The organism is Paenibacillus sp. Marseille-Q7038 (assembly GCF_965111595.1).
The window spans coordinates 3,370,001-3,389,616 of sequence record NZ_CBCOOM010000001.1 but is presented as its reverse complement, the minus strand read 5'-3'; the positions used below and the strand labels follow the sequence as shown (position 1 = coordinate 3,389,616).

Below are 19,616 nucleotides of genomic sequence, written 5' to 3'. Positions count from 1 at the left end.
GAGATGAGGTCACTTCATGATTCATTATAAATTTGATTTTGGACCTGGAACTGCAGCAGAGGGCTATACTGGGGTTCTTCCCGATACTCTGTATAATGCGGAACTTGGCTATGGATTCGAATCCATAGACCGAGTGTATGGGAGAGATCGCTCACAGGAGCAAGCCGATCCTGCATCATCTATGAAGACTTCAACTATTAAAAAACAGCTTCAAGACCGTTTTTGCATTCCGCTTCATGCGGCTTTTATCCTTGATGTTCCGCCGGGTACATATCGTGTTCATACGTTGATGGGCGACGAAAATACCGAATCTATTACTGAGATTCGGGCAGGTGAAGGCAGACTCATGATGCCGCCTGTTCATACACAGCCTGGGCAATGGATCGAAGAAAATTTCAGTGTTGTTGTTCGTGAAGGAGAACCGTTACGACTTTCTTTTTCCGGTCCCGCTCCGAGGATTAATGCACTCGAAGTGATGGAAGCAAATACAACGCTCACGGTTTATATTGCTGGCGATTCCACGGTATGTGATCAGCCTGCATCAGGTTACCCTTATTCGGGATGGGGTCAAATGCTGCCATCATTTTTCAAACATGATGTGGCTGTCGATAATCATGCGCATTCTGGACGCAGTACGAAAAGTTTCATCGATGAGGGACGTCTGGATGCGATTCTAACCAACATCAAAGCAGGAGACTTTCTTTTTATTCAGTTTGGTCATAATGATGAGAAATCAGATGTACTGAGAGGAACTAAGCCATTTACAACCTATCAGGAATATCTGAGTAAGTATATCGAGGCAGCTCGAGAGCGCGAGGCTCATCCGGTTCTTATTACTCCTGTACAGCGCAGATATTTTAATGAAGATGGAACCCTCATGGATACACACGGTGATTACATTGTTGCTATGAAAGAGCTAGCAGATAAGGAGAATGTTCCTTTGATTGATCTGGCTGCTCGCAGCAAGATTGTATTTGAACAAGCCGGAGTGGAAGGCAGCAAACTCGATTTCTTGTGGGCTTGGCCTGGCGAATATATTCATTTCCCTGCTGGAGTAGAAGATAACACACACTTCTCTCAGTTCGGGGCAAAAAGAATGGCTAGAATTGTAGCCGCCTCTATAGCTGAACTTGCAATTCATCCACTGACTATGTTTTTGCGTTCACCGGAAGCTTTGAGAGACAGGTAATACCGAAAATGAACCTATGGAATTTTCATTGAAATAGAGAGCGAATCTATTTCAAAGCTAAATTTAGCAAGTAGAAGGGAGATACGGGGATGAGCTCAATTAGACCGGAAGCAGCAAAAGGTAACACCGTATGGGTTATTCCAGATGGATACATTCCTCCGCAGAGCAGCGGTGCGCTTGAAAGTCATGAAAGCATTTGTGTCTTAAATATAGGAAGACAGGATGCGAATCTACGGATTACTGTCTTTTTCGAAGATCGCGATCCGCTCGAGTGTAATGAGACTAGAGTATCTGCTAGGCGCACATCTCACATCAGGACGGCCAGCCTTCAGGCCGATGGGGAGTTTATACCGCTCGGTGTGCCTTATGCACTGATTGTGGAAAGTGATATTCCGATTATTGTTCAGTACAGTAGGCTCGATACATCTCAGCCTGAACTGGCACTGATGAGTGTGATGGCTTATCCCGTATAAGGGATGCTTATGAATCGAGGTTTATGTTTATCTACGACGTATACTTCATCAAACGAAAAGAACCGCCCTACAGATCGTCTGAAGGGCGGTTCTTTTTCGTTTGCGATTTATTTTTCTTTAGCCATGGCCTCAAATGATGAATCAGCAGCTTCAATCGTAGCTTCGATATCCGCATCGGTATGTTCCGTTGTCAGGAACCAAGCTTCATATTTGGAAGGTGCGAGGTGTACTCCACGGTTCAGCATATGTTGGAAGAAGGAAGCGAATGCTTCGCCATCCGTATCCTGAGCTTCTTCATAATCAGTTACCGGATGATCGCAGAAATGAGTTGAGAATGAGCCGCAAACCCGGTTAATGGTCAGTGGAATTCCGTGGCGATCCGCTGCTGCCTGGATTCCCTCCGTTAATTTAATCGTGAGACGTTCCATCTCTTCATATACGCCTGGCTGAGAAAGCACTTCAAGGCATGCAATACCTGCCGAGATGGAAGCGGGATTCCCTGCCATAGTTCCTGCTTGATAAGCAGGTCCAAGCGGAGCCACTTGTTCCATTACTTCTTTTGAACCCCCATAAGCACCGATCGGAAGACCGCCGCCAATGATTTTACCAAGAGCCGTAAGGTCAGGTTTAATGAGGTCATGGTTTTCAAGCCCTGCGTAGGTTTGCGTTGAACCATAGTGGAAGCGGAATGCGGTAATGACCTCATCATAGATAACGAGTGCTCCATGATCATGCGCTAGCTTGCAAAGTCCTTCGAGGAAGCCTGGTTTTGGCATAACCATTCCGAAATTACCGACAATCGGTTCTACCATAACGGCAGCTACATCATGACCCCATTTTTGCAGTGCTTCTTCAAGTCCGCTCAGATCGTTGTAAGGAACCGTGATCACTTCTTGTGCGATACTTGCAGGAATACCCGCACTATCTGGTATGCCAAGAGTAGAAGGGCCAGAGCCTGCCGCTACGAGGACCAGGTCCGAATGGCCATGGTAGTTACCAGCAAACTTAATGATTTTATTACGCTTCGTATAAGCGCGCGCTACCCGGATAGTGGTCATGACCGCTTCTGTACCTGAGTTCACAAAACGAACCTTATCCATGGAAGGGATCGCTTCTTTTAGCATTTTCGCTAATTTGATTTCGAGCACAGTAGGAGTACCGAGGAGCGTACCATTGGAAGCTGCTTCTGTAATCGCTTTGGTGATGTGCGGGTGTGCATGACCCGTAATGATCGGTCCGTATGCCGCAAGGTAATCAATATATTTGTTATCATCTTCATCGTAAAAATAAGCACCTTGTCCACGTTTCATAAAGACAGGGGCTCCGCCGCCCACCGCTTTGAATGAACGGGAAGGACTGTTTACACCGCCTACAATATGTTCGAGTGCTTCTGCATAGTACTGCTCAGATTTGGAACGATTCATTTGTATTCATCCTTTCTTTGAAGCAAGTCACCACAAGAGTATGGTATGTACAATGTAAAAGGGCAGCGATCTGCTGCCCTTACCAAGTTCAAATCTATTATAGCATTTCCTTTTTATGAAACCATAGCTCTTAAGGAAGAGTCTGCGTATTATTCTTCTCCGCTGGCTGACTTATCAATCGTGGATTTGTTATCTGGCTCAGTTACCTGAGGATGTAGGACTTCTTGAACGTATGACCGTAGCTCATCCTTATCTCTAACGGTAAGGACGGCAGCACCGCCGATTCGCTCTTCAACGAGAAGTTTCATAGGAGGAATTTGTTCGCTCCCTTGCATACTGCTCTGATAACCCACAGAGGCCAGCTTCCACATGTCGTTAAGAGTTAGGTTGGTATCAATGTAAGGATTTACTTCATTAAGAATGGAAGGTAGTTTAGCTATAGAAGTCGTTGTCTGCATCTTATCAGCAATGGCTTTCAAGAGTTCACGCTGACGTTCTGTACGAGAGAAATCGGACAAGGCGTCATGCCGGAATCGCACATACATAAGTGCTTTTTCACCATCGAGATGCTGCATTCCTTGTTTGAGATCAATATCATACTCATGCTTATCTGCTTTGCTTGTGTACTTCATATCTTTTTCGACTTCAAAATCAACGCCCCCTACAGCGTCAACGAGTTCGATAAAGCCTTGGAAATCGGTATATAAGTAGTACTGAATCGGAATCCCCAGCAGATCACCTGCTGCCTGCATAGCCACATTAGGACCATGGGTAATAGCTGTATTAAGCCGGTCTCTTCCGTATCCAGGTATGTCTGTATAGGTATCACGCAGGAGAGAGAAAAGCGATATCTTTTTGCTGACCGGGTTAAGGGAAGCGACAAGCATCGTATCTGAGCGAGGGACTTCACCTTCCGTTAGACCTCTGGCATCTACGCCCATAAGCAGAATATTAACGGGTTCCTTACCTTCCCATTTCGGGGGATCTGGGGTGATTTCCTGATCTACCTTTTCTACGTTATAAAAGGGAGAATTCTCACCTTCTTTGTTCAGATCTTGTAGTTGGTTAACAACAGAAGTAAAATAATAAACTGCGAATAAGGCGGCAGTAACAACGATTACTGCAAGAACCATCCATACGGTTCGTTTCGTCTTCCTAGTCATGTAACGCCTCTTCCTTTCCATCTTACGGAATGAAGCCAGTTAAGGGTTCTGGCCGTGTGACTACCTGCGCATGAGTATTATGGTATAATTTTGGATGAATTAACACAATTTTCATTCGACAACTTCCATTATAATTTTTTTTATGGATACAATCAATTGATAGGAATATCGTAACTTTAAAGGAGATATGCATCATGAGTATAAAGATCGGTTCTGAAGCACCAGATTTTGTTCTACAAGGCGCTGGAGATCAGTTGGTGAAACTGTCTGATTTTCGCGGGAAACGGGTCATATTGTATTTTTATCCAAAAGATATGACGGCGGGCTGCACAGATGAAGCGTGCCAATTTCGGGATGAACACAATTCGTTTGAAGCCTTAAATACAGTAATCATAGGAGTAAGTGGAGATTCCTTAAAACAACATGAGAAGTTCATTGCAAAGTACAATCTGCCTTTCATTCTTTTATCGGACGAGGATCATAAGGTTGCTGAATTGTATGATGTATGGCAGCTCAAAAAAATGTACGGCAAAGAATATATGGGCATTGTGCGTTCGACATTTGTCATTGATGAACAAGGAATACTGACGAAAGAATGGCGGAAAGTGAAAGTGAAAGGTCATATAGAGGAAGCGCTAGAGTATATTAAACAAATGTAGTCTGTAGAGATATCGTGCGTTTTAGAACATCAGGACCGGCTCTTTAAGAGTCGGTTTATTTATTTGCTTACTCATTCATCAACCCTAACAGGAAAAAGTGAAACGCTTTGAAATGAAAAAATATCGGCAAGTCTTTTTTATAAGAAGCACTCATAGACTGAATATATAAATCTTAAAATCTATGAACAATTCATATAAAGATCATGGGGGCGAAACGATATGAGAAGAAGAGGTAAACGAAACAGATGGAAGAAAATCAGTTATACATTAATCGCAGGTTTTATCATTCTTTTAGCGGCTACTCTCGCAAGTAAAGATTTTTTATCCGACGTTGTGAACTCCCGTGCTGTGATTATAGATGAAGCAGTGGACTCTGCGAGCATAGAAATGGCAGCAAAAGTGGTACATACGGTAGTAACTAATTCCACCATTCCGTCGAATTTAGAGCCGACTGTCCATACGAAACCAGTGAATTCGGCTTTATTGACTGCCCAAAAACAAGAAGCATATCCCGCTCAGTCTCGTTCGAAAACAGTGACAGCTCCAGTAGTAAAAAAGGGAGCAAACAAAGTCTATTTAACATTTGATGATGGACCGGGTAAATATACGGAACCTGTTCTAGATATTCTTGATGAATATGAAGTCCCTGCTACTTTCTTCGTTTTAGGAGAGCAAGTCGAAGTGCATCCTGAATTGATTAATCGCATGTTTGAAAAAGGATATGTCATTGGGAATCATACTTATGATCATAAATATGATAAGCTGTACAACTCCTTTCCTGATTTTTGGAAACAGATCAAACAAACAGAGGAAGCAGTAAGGCGTATTACGGGAGAACGACCACAGCTTGTTCGTGCTCCTGGGGGAACCTATGGTCATTTTGATTCGACTTATTTTGAACTCATGAAAGAAGCAGGTTATGTGGTTACCGATTGGAATGTGGATAGTGGAGACTCGCTTAAAAAAGATGTACCTGCCAAGGAAATTATAAAGAATGCAACAAAGTCAGCGGTGAGTGGTGATCGGATCGTATTATTGCATGATGGAGGAAGTCATGCGGAGACGGTAAAAGCGTTACCTGCCATTATTGAATATTACCAAGCGCAAAATTATGAATTTGCAAGCCTGAATCCTGCGGAGAAACCAGTTCAGTTTCAAGTAAAAGCTCAAAATTCTAAAGACAAAATGATTCGGCCAAGCAAAAAATGGATAAATAATCATATCACTGAGAATGCTGCTCTATTTGATATGGGGCAATCACTCGTGATTGAAGCAGGGAAACTTGTGACAAAGCTTGCGCCTGGTGAATATCAGGAAGAGCAAGGGGAGCTTCTTGTTCCGCTTCGAGTTCTTGTGGAGCGATATGGAGGTACAGTGAAGTGGAACAGTACAGATCGGTATGCCACGGCTAGATGGGCTGGGCATGAAATTACAGTGAATCCGGAACAACAACGGCTTGACTCAAAAGAAGGCCATGTAGAGATGAGGGCGGGTTCCCTATGGGTTTCGCTTCTAGATTTTCTTTCTGCGGCAGATTATAAGATCAAATCCACCGAACGAAATCAAGATGAAATCATCATCAAAGCAAGTTGATTAGAAAAGTTTTGTAAATAATTCTTGACTATGAGCTTTGATTTTTATATGTTTATTACACGGTTTGGCTGATCAATCATATCAGTTAAGCAGGAACGTGATTAAAGGGGAGTAGCTGTTACAGCAAAGTCGTCAGTTCGGGAGAAAATCCCCGGCTTTGTTGGCAACCATTCGTTGTTAGCGAGACCTTTACCACACTCTGTGGTAGAGGTCTCTTTTTTGTTGGAGACCTTTGCCAAGCCGGCGAGGTCTTTTTTTATTTTATTATTTTAGGAGGATGTTTTATGGATTTATTCTTAGAGTATGGTTGGGTACTCCTTGTACTCATTGTACTAGAAGGGCTGCTTGCTGCAGATAATGCGCTAGTCCTTGCCATTATGGTTAAACATTTACCAGAAGAAAAACGTAAGAAAGCTTTGTTCTATGGTTTAGTGGGGGCCTTTTTCTTCAGGCTAGGATCCTTATTCCTGATCTCCTTCTTGGTAGACGTTTGGCAGGTACAGGCACTTGGTGCGATCTATCTTCTGTACATTTCCATTAACCACACCATCAAGCATTTCCTTAAAGGAAGAACGAAGACGGATGAGGCACAAGATTCACCGAAAAAGGTCAAGAAACAATCTGGCTTCTGGATGACCGTATTTAAAGTAGAAGTTGCGGATATTGCTTTCGCTGTTGATTCCATTTTGGCAGCTGTTGCTTTGGCCGTTGCACTACCTCCAAGTGGACTTCCGGACATCGGTGGCTTGGACGGTGGACAATTCATTGTCATCTTCCTCGGCGGATTTATCGGACTCATTATTATGAGATTTGCAGCAACCTTCTTCGTGAAGCTTCTGCAACAACGTCCAGGACTAGAAGTGGCGGCATTCCTTATTGTTGGTTGGGTAGGGGTTAAGCTCGCAGTAATTACCCTAGCACATCCTGATGTTGGCTTAATCGATTCTCACTTCCCGCATAATAGCATTTGGAAAATCTCATTCTATTTTGTTCTTGTAGCCATTGCTGCACTGGGATGGTTCCTTTCGTCTAAGGTAGAAATTACAGATGATGAGAATGCAATCAAAGAAGTCGAAGAACAACAGCCTGCAAAAGATACAGACACATCAAAATAATCGAATATCATGCTTATAGTAAAGTCTGGAGATTCTCTCCAGGCTTTTTTTGTTTTGGATTCCTATGTCTATTTGCTCTATGAGAGGGGAATACTAGCAACCATAGAGTAGATGAAAAAGCGAGTGATACTGTGGATATAGGGGGAGTTTGGGCCATGGAATATATGAAGTCTAGTGAATATGCTGCGGAATTGCTTGAGAGAGTGACTAAGCGAGTAGAGAGTGTCATTGTAGGGAAACGGAAGGAAGTTCGATTCATTCTCATTGCGATGTTGTCTGGAGGGCATGTGCTGCTCGAAGACGTGCCAGGTACGGGCAAGACAAAACTGATTCGAACACTGGCTTCCTGCCTCTCGGCGAGTTTTGGACGAATTCAGTTTACGTCTGATGTGATGCCGTCTGATGTGACAGGAACCTCTGTATATAAGCCGATGACGGGAGAGTTTGAATATCGTCCGGGTCCGATTATGGCAAATATTATTCTTGGGGATGAGATCAACCGTGCTTCTCCTAGAACACAGTCAGCACTGCTTGAAGCTATGGAAGAGAAGAGTGTTACTGTGGATGGGGTCACATATGCTTTGCCACGGCCTTTTTTACTGATGGCTACTCAGAACCCGCTGCAGTTTGAAGGTACTTATCGTCTTCCAGAAGCACAGCTCGATCGTTTTCTTATGAAGTTAAGTCTTGGATATCCTAATATCGATGAGGAAATCGAGATTATGAATCGGCAGGAGGCAGGATCTCGTTCTTTTATAAAACCGGTCATGTTAGCGGAAGAACTTGTTAAGATGCAGCGTGAAGTTGCTGGCGTTTTTGTAGATCCGGTTATAAAAAAATACATTGCTGAATTTGCTGCTGCATCACGCACACATAAAGATCTTTTACTCGGGATCAGCCCGAGAGGAAGTCTTGCATGGATGATCGCTTCTCAAGCAGCCGCATATTTGAATGGCCGAACGTATGTCATTCCTGATGATTTGAAAGAAGTTGCCTTGCCTGTCTTAACTCACCGGCTTCGTACTCGGTATGAGATTGTGCAATCCTCTGATGCCGAGCATATCGTTACAGGCTTGCTGCAGCAAGTACCTATTCCCGTTCAGTCCTCAAGAATGAGGGGGTAAGTCTATGTGGAGAACCATGATTAGTCCGCTGGTTATGATTTTACTTATGGGCCTTCTCTTTACTCTATACCAGCTTCAAGGCGGAGAGACTCTATTATTCCTGTTGGTATCTAGTATGATCTTGACCGGTTACGGTGTGTTAGCTCAGTTGATCGGTCCTCGGCGTGTTCACATCACAAGAGAATTTCAGCCCGGCAGAGTGACAGCAGGAGAGAGAGCAGAGGTTAGAATGCGTGTCACCATAAATTGCTGGGTACCTTTGTTGTGGTTGAAGATTGAAGAAGAGGCCGCTCCTTTCAAACATACTCAGATCATTTTTCCTGGCAAACGCAGCTATGACAGTTCTTATTCTTATCATTTGAAAGCAGTACACCGAGGAGTATATTCTTATGAACATTGTAAAATTACATGGGGAGATGCATTCGGCTGGTTTACCTGTAGCAGACGTGTACATGTGCCGGGAGAGTTGATTGTACACCCTTCATTCCACCAAAGTCTTCCCGGGTTACAAGTAGAAGGTTACGGAGAATCTCTGTATCAGCAACAAGCTCGAAACAGTGTAGTAGAAGAGTGGAAAGGGTACGAAGTGAGAGAATATACCCCTCGTGATGGATTTCGTTCTATTCATTGGAAAAGTTCAGCAAGGACAGGAAAACTTCAAGTTCGTATTCCAGAAAAAAGTGAAGATAATAAAATCTATTTCCTGTTGGATAATGGAATAGATTCCTATATGCATAAGGGGAAAGATCAAGTAAATGAACTGTCATGGAACGCCTATGATTCGGCAATCTCACTTTGTGCAAGTATGCTAAGAAGTGCCTATAACAAGGGAGTAACGCCTCATTTGATCACCTATTTTGTCCAATCGGGGAAAGCGGTATTCCAAGGGGATATAGACACGAATGCAACCGCGATTTCTACCGTTAAAATGCTCCATCAGTTGGACTTTTTAGCGCGGCTGGAACCAGGAGCAGGATTACGAAATACGCTGGATGTCTCCTTACCCGCAGGGTCAGAAGTGTACATGGTCACCGGTAGTTTAAATGAGCAAAATTCGAAGCTGGCTAGGGAGCTGAATACCCAAGGAGTACGTGTTCGATTTTATGAAATGATAGATTGGAAAAAGAATAATAAAGCCCACCAAATGAAAGAAAATGTGTTAGCGGCAGAGCTCGAGAAGGAACAGATTCGTGTGAAGACAGTCGCTTCTTTTTCTGAAATTGTCTGAGTAGGGGGAGGAGGAAACGGGTGGAGACGACAGGTCTAAATGGGAAGGAAAAAGGATATATCGAACCTTGGTTATACCGTGCCGGTATCTCTTTTTTGCTATATATCATGTTTATGGATTGGCTCATGCCCGCAGGCTTCGGGGAGCATTCTGAGGTTACCGCCTCTATGAGGACTATGTTCTTACTTACTGCAGTACTCCTTCTAATCGGCAGTCTGCACATTTCTTTAAAATACATGGTTTTCATGAGAGCAGGTTGTGCCCTGTTTTTTCTATGGTGGATGCTAATCCCGTCTGCAGGAGAGACCTGGGTATTTGATTATGTCTATACGTTTCAAAATGATATTGCTAGTTGGGGGAGAGCGGGGCATTTTCGGAATGTGAGTGAAGAAACAAGAGCGATCGCTGTTGTGATTGGATGGACGCTTTTTGTGACTTCCGTTCAAATGTTGGCTATTCAGCTTCGGACTGTTCTTCTATTTGGCATAGTTACGATTGTCTATTTACTCTGTATGGAGATGCTGAGCGGTATCTATTCCTCAGGCGGGATGATACGTACGGTTTGTTGTTTCCTGTTAGTACAGTCCCTTTTGCAACTGCCAAGATTATTGGGGACAACAAAAGCGCTAGTAAAGAATAACAAATCGCATCTGATCTGGACGGGAACCGCGATTGCGATAGTGCTTTTAACGACTATGATGACATCATCCATTGTTTCTGCAATTCCTGCGAAATCAGAGAATAAAGAAGTGCTGGCAAGGATTTGGGACAAGATTTCCGAGTGGTCGAGTCCTGACATAGATACGAATGCAGTAACTACTTTTTCTACTACAGGTTATGATCCGGGTGGGAGAGACATGGGAGCTCCGCTCGTTCAGAGCAATACCGTATATCTTACAGCAACGAGTCCTATTGCTGCTTACTGGAGAGGTCAATCTCGAAGTATCTACGACGGGAGAAGCTGGAAGCTGAGTGAATCAGCAGATCAATCGTTTGAATATATCAGTACAGAGCAGCGAGTGAGAGAGGAAGAAATTGAAGAAAATCCATATTTTCGAATCGTGAAGCAGACAATTAGCCTTAAGGAACCTGCTAAGGGCGGATCTGATATTTTTGTGGGAGGAGTTCCTTTACGACTCGAGTTCGGAGATAGAGACAGCACAAGGAAAGAAAATAACTTATCAGAAAATCAAAATGGATCGGACTTTCCTTACATATGGAGCGATTTATCTTCGGGAAATTTAAGATTTGATGATAAGCAAAAAGCACAGCCGATTCAGCAGTACAGTATGGATGTACTGATTCCTGCACAAGACAAAACAATGCTTCGTAAAGCGGTGGGGGAAGATCCCGCTTCCATCCAGAAGACGGATCTTCAACTACCGTCTAGTTTACCTGCGAGGGTCACGAAGCTGGCGGATTCAATAACCAGCGGTACAAGTACTCGTTATGATGCAGTGACTGCTATATCCGAGTATCTACAGTCGAACTATACGTACACACTGAATACCCGTGTACCAGCGGTGGATCAAGATTTTGTGGATGACTTTCTGTTTGTAACCAAAAAAGGGTATTGTAATCATTTTGCTTCTGCCATGATTATTTTGCTTCGAAGCGAAGGGATCCCCGCGAGATATGTGCAGGGGTTTGCTCCAGGTCAGCGAGACGATCAGCAGCCAGACAAGTACACCGTTACTCAAGGGGATGCACATTCCTGGGTAGAAGTGTACTTCCCGGGGGCTGGTTGGTTTCCATTTGAAGCAACACCGGGCTTTGATCCGGCGGCTGAGCTAGAAGCTGTACCTGCTGTTGAACAGGTACCGGGGTCTATTAAGAATGATCGGTTTGAAATAGATCTGAGTCATGTGATGACTCTCTTTCAGTCAGGGCTAGAAAGCGTTGCTCAGCCAAATATACTTGCATGGGCTGTTGCTGCAATGTTGCTGCTTGCAGCACTTGTTACAGCGGGACGTACTTACGGCCCTGTGTTGCAACTTCAGCTTAGGATGGCTTTGCCGCGCCGGAGCTTTCCAGACCGAGAGCGCCTGCTTCACATGGGTGCCCCTATCTGGGACATACTCGCTAAGCGATACGGTGAACGCGCCAGTGGACTTACGCTGCGGGAATATATCGCAGGGCTGCCTGTGGAAGAGGATGCCCTACGTGAGGAAGTGCGGCAGTTCGCTAAAGACTGGGAAATGATCGTCTATAGCCCGGTTGGACCTTCCCGAGAAGAGAGCATCGCTTTTTTACAGTGCTGCTCGCGGATGGCTAAAGTTTTGTGAATGATTTCCTTAAAAGTAATAAGTAGTGGATGAGGAGAATACCATCTTTTTCAACATACTTTTTTTGACAATATTTTATTAATAAGAAGAAAGCGAGCTTTCCTTGACGTCAGGTTTTGTCGGCAAGTATAATTAATCTCATTGAATTGAGGGAGGCACGGTAATGATAAAGCCAAATGAAATTGTTGTTGTTCTAGATTTCGGGGGACAGTATAACCAACTAATCGCAAGAAGAATCCGCGATCTCGGAGTATACAGCGAGTTGCTTCCATATAACACACCTGCAGAGAAGATACGTGAACTTGCACCAAAAGGTATCGTATTCTCCGGTGGTCCATCCAGTGTATACGCTGAGAATGCACCGCATGTAGACCCTGCTGTTTATGACCTGGGATTGCCGATTTTCGGGATTTGCTATGGTATGCAAATGATGGCCCAGCAATTAGATGGTAAAGTAGAACGTGCTCACAAACGTGAGTATGGTAAAGCAGATGTTTTGTTTAACGAAGGATCTGACCTTGTAGCAGGTCTTGAATTGAATCAAACCGTATGGATGAGTCATGGAGATCACGTTGTTTCCTTGCCGACAGGTTTTAAACTTGATGCTGGAACAGAAAGTGCTCCAATTGCAGCAATGAGCCATCCAGAACGCAAACTATATGCAGTACAGTTCCACCCAGAAGTGCGCCATTCTTTGAATGGTAATGATATGATCCGTAACTTCCTATATAACGTGTGCGGTTGTGAAGGCAACTGGAGCATGGAGACTTTTATCGAAGATAAAATTAACGAAATCCGTGAACAAGTTGGCGACAAAAAAGTGCTTTGTGCCCTCAGTGGCGGCGTTGATTCTTCTGTAGTAGCAGCACTGCTTCACAGAGCAATCGGTGATCAGCTTACTTGTATGTTTATCGACCACGGTCTTCTTCGTAAAGGAGAAGCAGAGAGCGTAATGGAAACTTTCGTAGGTAAATTCGATATGAAAGTGGTTAAAATTGATGCTCGTGAACGCTTTATGTCCAAGCTTGCTGGAGTAGATGATCCAGAACAAAAACGTAAAATTATCGGTAACGAATTTATTTACGTATTTGATGAAGAGTCCAGTAAATTTGATGATTTCGCATTCTTGGCACAAGGAACACTTTATACAGATATCGTAGAAAGTGGTACGGCTACAGCGCAAACCATCAAATCTCACCACAATGTAGGCGGACTTCCTGAGAACATGAGATTTGAGCTTATCGAACCGTTGAACGCACTCTTCAAGGACGAAGTGCGTAAAGTCGGTGAAGAATGTGGATTGCCTGAAGAGATCGTATGGCGTCAGCCATTCCCAGGTCCGGGTCTAGCGATCCGTGTACTTGGTGAAGTAACAGAAGAAAAACTGAAGATTGTTCGTGACTCTGACTACATTTTGCGCGAAGAGATTGCTAAAGCAGGTCTTGATCGTGAAATTTGGCAGTACTTTACGGCTCTTCCTAACATGAAGAGTGTAGGGGTTATGGGCGATGCTCGTACGTATTCTTATACGGTAGGTATTCGTGCAGTTACTTCCATCGATGGTATGACAGCAGACTGGGCACGTATCCCTTGGGATATCTTAGAGAAAATCTCTGTTCGTATCGTTAACGAAGTAGATAATGTAAACCGTATCGTTTATGATGTAACTTCTAAACCACCAGCAACGATCGAGTGGGAATAGGTTGATAGTTACAATAGATTAGAATAAAAAACTCTCTTTTATTTGCGGAACAAGCAGATAAAAGAGAGTTTTTTTTGTGGAACGAATATTGCTGAGCTGACAGAAAAGTTCCCTCATAAATAATTCATAAATATTTCTCATATGTGCTCCTATTGCTAGCTCATGATTGATAATTTCGTGTAATGGCTTGTTGTCGTGACACCATAGCACATGGGTCCAATCATGAGTCTTTTTTGTATATATTGGCCATACTTCATAGTACAGATGTCTTTTTGAAAGTGCTTGCAGCAAACAAAAAGTTATGATAAATTGAACTTGTCTAAAAAGTATACAAGTTAACAAGTTAAACAGACCAGCATAATTATCTACTAAAAGGAGCAAATGAAAATGATGACTACCAAAGAGACCCCTCATATTAAACCAAATGGAGTAGAAATAGCTGAAACAATTCTGTTGCCTGGAGATCCTCTAAGAGCCAAGTTTATTGCAGAAACCTTTTTGGAAGATTACAAATGCTTTAACGAAGTAAGAGGAATGCTCGGGTATACCGGTACTTACAAAGGGAAAAAAATCTCTGTCATGGGTACGGGAATGGGACCAGCGAGTATGGGGATTTATTCTTGGGAATTAATCAATGTGTTCGGGGTTAAGAACTTAATCCGAATTGGTACTTGTGGTGCAATGCAAAAAGACATTGAGCTCTATGATGTTATTTTTGGTATGGGAGCTGCAACAGATTCCAATTATGGTCATCAATTTAATTTACCTGGACAATTTCCATTAACTGCATCCTTTGAACTTTTGGAAAAAGCGAAAAAAATTGCAGACGATAAAGGTCAAAAAGTTCATATTGGTAATATTTTATCAAGTGAAATTTTCTATAACGCGGATCCAACATCGAATAAAAAATGGCAGGACGTAGGTATTATGGCTGTCGAGATGGAATCTGTAGCACTTTATTGGAATGCGATTAAAGCGGGTGTGAATGCACTATGTATTCTAACGGTGAGTGATCACCTTATTACAGGAGAACAAACGACTTCTGAGGAACGCCAAACCGCATTTACGAACATGATGGAGATTGCATTAGAGTTAGCTTAATCTATTCCTTTTCTGATTCATATAAAATATAAATATGCCTCCTGCACTCCTTATTATTGGTGAGTTCAGGAGGCTATAAAATAATGAAATACGTAAGCAAAATGCATTCAAGGCAGTAAATTAAAAGAAAAACTGCCTACTTTCAGACAATGATTGTAAGCGCTGTTATACATCTTTTTTTAGGCGGCAGGAGATACTTGGAGGTATATTATGAATCACTCAATTGAGAATAAACCAGTAGTTAACTTAGGAAAAATTGTTCCGGCTATATTGCTACTCATGATTTTTTCACTCGTAATCGATAACTCTTTTAAGATTATTTCCCCTGATTTAGTAGAGTATTTTGGAGTTTCAGCAAGTACGGTAAGCTGGCAAGTAACCCTCGCAGGACTAGTTATTGGGATTGGTGCAGTCGTTTATTCCTCTCTATCTGATTCCATTAGTATAAGAAATCTATTAACGGTAGGTATTTTACTTATTTGTATAGGCTCTCTACTTGGTTATGTTACACATACGAATTATTGGCTGATTGTATTTTCGAGAATTATTCAAGCTGCTGGTTTAGGTGCAACAGAAACCCTTTACCTCGTTTTCATCACGAAATATGCTTCTGAAGCAGAACAGAAAAAATATATGGGATTCAGTACAAGTAGTTTCCAGCTTGCTACCGTGATTGGTACAGTAACAGGTGGATTTGTAGCAACCTATCTAGAGTGGCAGACTTTGTTTTTGATTCCTTTGCTCAGTTTGTTATTGTTACCTTCTATTCTTAAGCATTTGCCAAAAGAAGAAAATAAGAAGAATAATCTAGACTTCATAGGGCTTTTCTTCGTTGCGCTGATTGCTACTTCAATTATGCTGTATATGTCTTCTTTCCATTGGGGACTATTCATACTCTTCATTGTCTCTGTGATCGTTTTCTTATTGTATATTAGCAAAAATAAAAATGCTTTTATCACCATTGATTTCTTTAAAAACAAACAGTTTTTATTTGCTTTATTGGTCGCATTTGTCATTAATACGTTATATTCCGCGTACGCACTGAACACACTTTCCTTTTTGTTAACAAGCGTATATGACATTAAGCTGGATACCGTGTCTTTAATGTTCATCCCTGCATGTTTACTAGCTGCATTTGTGGGTGCTCTATCTGGTAAAATAGGAAAGTACTTAAACAGTAAGCAGTGTGTTTATCTAGCCTTTAGTATGATTGTGATCAGTTTATTACTTGGTGCCTTCTTCATCAAAGTATCCATTGCTGTATTTGTGATATCCCTAATCTTATTTTCTTGCAGTTTTGCACTGCTATATGCTCCGCTTATTGATATTAGTCTTAGAAAAGTACCTGCTGAAAAATCGGGGACTGCATTAGGCTTCTACAATTTATGTCTCAATATCGCAATGTCCGTTGGATTCAGCTATTCGGCTTTGTTGATTGATAAGAAGGATTTACAATTCAGCTTTTTACGCTTTGTAACAGAGGAACCAACCGCACTGAACTATAGCAGTATTATCATTATTCTTGCAGCGATTGCTGTAGTATCGATCGTATTGTTCTGGTTCTTATTAGGTCGTAAAATAGATAAACGCACTCCACAGAACTAGAGAAAGGAAGGAAACCGATGAAAAAATTTAAACGTGTACATTTGATCGTCATGGATTCTGTTGGAATTGGAGAAGGAAAAGATGCGGCAGAATTTAATGATGCGGGTTCCCATACCCTATTGCATATCGCCGAACATATGAACGGATTACATCTGCCTAACCTGGCCAAATTGGGTCTTTCCAATATTGAAGAAATCTTAGGGGTACCAAAAGCAGATAACCCCCTTGCTTATTACACTAAATTACAAGAAAAATCAGTAGGTAAAGATACAATGACAGGCCACTGGGAAATCATGGGTCTGAATATTGATAAACCATTTAATGTGTATCCTAATGGATTCCCAGATGAATTAATTAAACAGATCGAAGAAATAACAGGCCGAAAAGTAGTAGCGAATAAACCGGCAAGCGGAACAGCAATTATTGAGGAGTATGGCGAACATCAAATGAAAACAGGGGATCTGATTGTTTATACCTCTGCCGATCCAGTTCTGCAAATTGCAGCTCATGAAGATATTATTCCGCTCGAAGAGTTATATGATATTTGTGAAAAAGTTCGGGAGATCACAAAAGATCCTGCCTATTTAATCGGTCGTATCATCGCGAGACCTTATGTAGGAGAACCTGGGAACTTTAAGAGAACATCCAATCGTCATGATTATGCCTTAAAACCTTTTAATAAAACTGTTATGAATCATCTGCAAGACGGAGGCTATGATGTAATTGCCATTGGTAAAATCAATGATATCTTTGATGGCGAAGGAGTTACTGAATCCATTCGTACGAAAGACAATATGGATGGCATGGATAAGCTGCTTGACGTCATGAAGAAGGATTTCACGGGAATGAGCTTCTTGAATTTGGTTGATTTTGATGCATTGTACGGTCATCGCCGCGATCCAGAGGGATATGGAAAAGCATTAGAGGAATTCGATAAGCGATTAGATGAAGTGTTAGATACACTCCGTGAGGATGACTTACTAATTATCACAGCGGACCACGGAAATGATCCAACATTCCAAGGTACAGATCATACTCGTGAATTCATTCCCGTCTTGGCCTATTCAAAACAATTAAAAAACAGCGGGAAATTACCTCAGAATGATACATTTGCTGATATTGGCGCTACGATAGCGGATAATTTTGATGTAGATATGCCAGAATACGGTGAGTCTTTCTTGCCATTCCTTAAATAATTAAATTACTTCGCATAAACCTCCAAAACCTTTTTTTGGGGGTTTATGTGTTAATATTGAAGAAAATTGCATTTTATCGATATTATTCGGCCATTCATTCCTATCATCAGCAGTTTGAATATAACAAAAAGGACGCAAAATATATGAATACCAATAAACTAGATAAACTAAAACGGCCGCTTTATATCAATGTATACGATGAACTTCTTCTTCAGATTACAAAAGGAGAATACCAGGCAGGCGACCAGTTGCCCTCAGAACCAGATTTAGCAAGAAAGTTAGGGGTTAGCCGTGCAACACTCAGACAAGCATTAGTCCTTTTACAAGATGATGGATTAGTAAGAAATATACGTGGTAAGGGGAACTTTGTACTAGAATCTTCTTATAAACAAGAGGATGTTCAACTAGAAAAACTAAGTAACCCAATGCATAAATGTCACATCAGTTTGATCAAATCGACATACATTATCGGCTAGACCCGGAAACAGAACATACGAAACAAGTTTTAAAGAGCGATTCATCTTCTGTACTAGCTTTAGAACGTTTGTATAGAAAGGAGGCAACTTAGTTGCTTATGCTTTTACTTTCATGTCGATGCAAACCGTAGAAAGCTTATCCCTGGACCTCGATAATAGGGAACAGTTGCTGGAATTTCTAGAGCAGGAAGCCTACGTAATCGCTAATCACGGAAATATGGAAATAAAATTTACACATACTGTGAATCTAGCGGACCGGAAAAAAATTAGTTGGGCAAAACGAGTGCTTTTTATTGCTGGAAACTCTCCACAACAAAACAGAAGCTGATCCGCCGTTAATGTATAATAAATTCTATATACCACAGCAGTTCTCAAATATAAAATTAAATGCATATAAGTGAATCAATTTCATAATACCTTTAGTGCTTTAATCAGGAGTATATATAGATCAAAATGGTTCTGTTTGTCTATAGTACAAATTTATCGTTTTAATGAGTTGTGAAATTGATTCAAGTGATTATATAACAAGCACATGTAACAACTAGAAAATCCAGGAATGATTTAACGCCAGGCGATAAGACAGAACATTATAGTCTTTTTAAATAAGAAATCGTCTTACGTCTGAGCGTTACAAAAAGAGAAGAAGTCTCTCATATAGAGGCTTCTTTTTTAGTTCTATTTTTATTCATACGTAACATAAATTAATTTCATGAAAAATGATGAATGGTTTTCAACACCTACGCAAAAATGAAATATACGAACATTACATACATAGTGAGGTATTAATATTCGCTTTTTGTATTGACAATCTTATCTATCCCTCCTAGAATAAAAATTGAAAAACGAATAAACACATGCTTTTTCGTATAATTTCGGGAATTGGCCTGAAAGTTTCTACGAGATCACCATAATGATCTGGCTACGAAAAAAGATAATGCTATGGGATGACAAACTAAGGGTTAAGCATCTGGATTCAACAACAAGATGTTGGAACTTTTAAGGATTCCTGTGTGTCTTTTTCAGCGTTAGCCCTTGAAGATCAATTTCTTTGAAGGGCTTTTTGTCGTTTTGAAGTTTATTCGACTTATCTCTAAGGGGGAGTATTCGGATTATGGAGAGTTTCTTTAGATTAAAGGAACGCGGAACAAATGTCAGAACAGAGATTATTGCAGGTTTAACAACGTTTATGACCATGGCGTACATCTTGATAGTAAACACGATCTTTTTAGGTGAAAATGGGGCAGGTATACCAGATAATGCCGTCTTTTTTGCAACAGCGGTGG

The 19,616-nt window shown here is 41.6% G+C and carries 16 protein-coding genes and 1 riboswitch (1 of these 17 cut by a window edge); of the genes, 14 read left to right on the top strand and 2 right to left on the bottom strand.

The window, feature by feature from the left end; translation table 11 throughout:
* Positions 1–16: 16 nt before the first annotated feature.
* Both ACWPWY_RS16090 and ACWPWY_RS16085 read left to right on the top strand, forming a co-directional pair.
* Positions 17–1,189, top strand: a complete 1,173-nt coding sequence (locus ACWPWY_RS16090; protein WP_454192571.1) for a rhamnogalacturonan acetylesterase — start codon at positions 17–19, stop codon at positions 1,187–1,189.
* Between the two features lie 89 nt (positions 1,190–1,278).
* Positions 1,279–1,662 carry a sensory rhodopsin transducer gene (locus ACWPWY_RS16085; RefSeq protein WP_454192570.1) on the top strand — a complete coding sequence of 128 codons (384 nt, stop codon included), beginning with the start codon at positions 1,279–1,281 and terminating at the stop codon, positions 1,660–1,662.
* 107 nt (positions 1,663–1,769) lie between these two features.
* Here the strand turns inward: ACWPWY_RS16085 and ACWPWY_RS16080 are convergent, their stop codons facing one another.
* Both ACWPWY_RS16080 and ACWPWY_RS16075 read right to left on the bottom strand, forming a co-directional pair.
* The gene (locus tag ACWPWY_RS16080; RefSeq protein ID WP_454192569.1) at positions 1,770–3,086 is read right to left on the bottom strand and encodes a glutamate-1-semialdehyde 2,1-aminomutase; all 1,317 of its coding nucleotides are present in this window, start codon (positions 3,084–3,086) and stop codon (positions 1,770–1,772) included.
* Positions 3,087–3,235: 149 nt separating this feature from the next.
* On the bottom strand, positions 3,236–4,249 hold the full coding sequence (locus tag ACWPWY_RS16075; RefSeq protein WP_454192568.1) for an LCP family protein: 1,014 nt from the start codon (positions 4,247–4,249) through the stop codon (positions 3,236–3,238).
* 194 nt (positions 4,250–4,443) lie between these two features.
* Here ACWPWY_RS16075 and bcp point away from each other — a divergent pair, with 194 nt between their 5' ends.
* From bcp to ACWPWY_RS16015, 12 genes are all read left to right on the top strand, one after another.
* Complete coding sequence (gene bcp, locus ACWPWY_RS16070; protein ID WP_454192567.1) at positions 4,444–4,908, top strand: thioredoxin-dependent thiol peroxidase; 465 nt, start codon at positions 4,444–4,446, stop codon at positions 4,906–4,908.
* Positions 4,909–5,127: 219 nt separating this feature from the next.
* Positions 5,128–6,501, top strand: a complete 1,374-nt coding sequence (locus tag ACWPWY_RS16065) for a polysaccharide deacetylase family protein (protein ID WP_454192566.1) — start codon at positions 5,128–5,130, stop codon at positions 6,499–6,501.
* 284 nt (positions 6,502–6,785) lie between these two features.
* The gene (locus tag ACWPWY_RS16060; protein WP_454192565.1) at positions 6,786–7,616 is read left to right on the top strand and encodes a TerC family protein; all 831 of its coding nucleotides are present in this window, start codon (positions 6,786–6,788) and stop codon (positions 7,614–7,616) included.
* 155 nt (positions 7,617–7,771) lie between these two features.
* Entirely contained in the window at positions 7,772–8,740 is a 969-nt protein-coding gene (locus ACWPWY_RS16055; protein ID WP_454192564.1) for an AAA family ATPase, read from the top strand.
* A 4-nt stretch (positions 8,741–8,744) separates the two neighbouring features.
* Entirely contained in the window at positions 8,745–9,968 is a 1,224-nt protein-coding gene (locus tag ACWPWY_RS16050; protein WP_454192562.1) for a DUF58 domain-containing protein, read from the top strand.
* 20 nt (positions 9,969–9,988) lie between these two features.
* On the top strand, positions 9,989–12,253 hold the full coding sequence (locus tag ACWPWY_RS16045; protein WP_454192561.1) for a DUF4129 domain-containing transglutaminase family protein: 2,265 nt from the start codon (positions 9,989–9,991) through the stop codon (positions 12,251–12,253).
* A gap of 163 nt (positions 12,254–12,416) precedes the next feature.
* Positions 12,417–13,955 carry a glutamine-hydrolyzing GMP synthase gene (gene guaA / locus ACWPWY_RS16040; protein WP_454192560.1) on the top strand — a complete coding sequence of 513 codons (1,539 nt, stop codon included), beginning with the start codon at positions 12,417–12,419 and terminating at the stop codon, positions 13,953–13,955.
* Between the two features lie 390 nt (positions 13,956–14,345).
* Positions 14,346–15,056, top strand: a complete 711-nt coding sequence (gene deoD, locus ACWPWY_RS16035) for a purine-nucleoside phosphorylase (RefSeq protein WP_454192909.1) — start codon at positions 14,346–14,348, stop codon at positions 15,054–15,056.
* Between the two features lie 210 nt (positions 15,057–15,266).
* Positions 15,267–16,661 (top strand): MFS transporter, encoded by a 1,395-nt coding sequence (locus ACWPWY_RS16030; RefSeq protein ID WP_454192559.1) that lies wholly within the window; start codon positions 15,267–15,269, stop codon positions 16,659–16,661.
* A gap of 17 nt (positions 16,662–16,678) precedes the next feature.
* Positions 16,679–17,857 carry a phosphopentomutase gene (gene deoB, locus ACWPWY_RS16025; protein WP_454192558.1) on the top strand — a complete coding sequence of 393 codons (1,179 nt, stop codon included), beginning with the start codon at positions 16,679–16,681 and terminating at the stop codon, positions 17,855–17,857.
* A gap of 47 nt (positions 17,858–17,904) precedes the next feature.
* Positions 17,905–18,333 carry a GntR family transcriptional regulator gene (locus ACWPWY_RS16020; protein WP_454192557.1) on the top strand — a complete coding sequence of 143 codons (429 nt, stop codon included), beginning with the start codon at positions 17,905–17,907 and terminating at the stop codon, positions 18,331–18,333.
* 842 nt (positions 18,334–19,175) lie between these two features.
* A riboswitch (purine riboswitch) is annotated at positions 19,176–19,275 on the top strand.
* A gap of 169 nt (positions 19,276–19,444) precedes the next feature.
* Positions 19,445–19,616, top strand: partial view of an NCS2 family permease gene (locus ACWPWY_RS16015; protein WP_454192556.1) — the start only. The gene runs 1,196 nt beyond the window's last position; 172 of the gene's 1,368 nt are visible here — the first part of the coding sequence; it begins with the start codon at positions 19,445–19,447; the stop codon falls past the right edge of the window.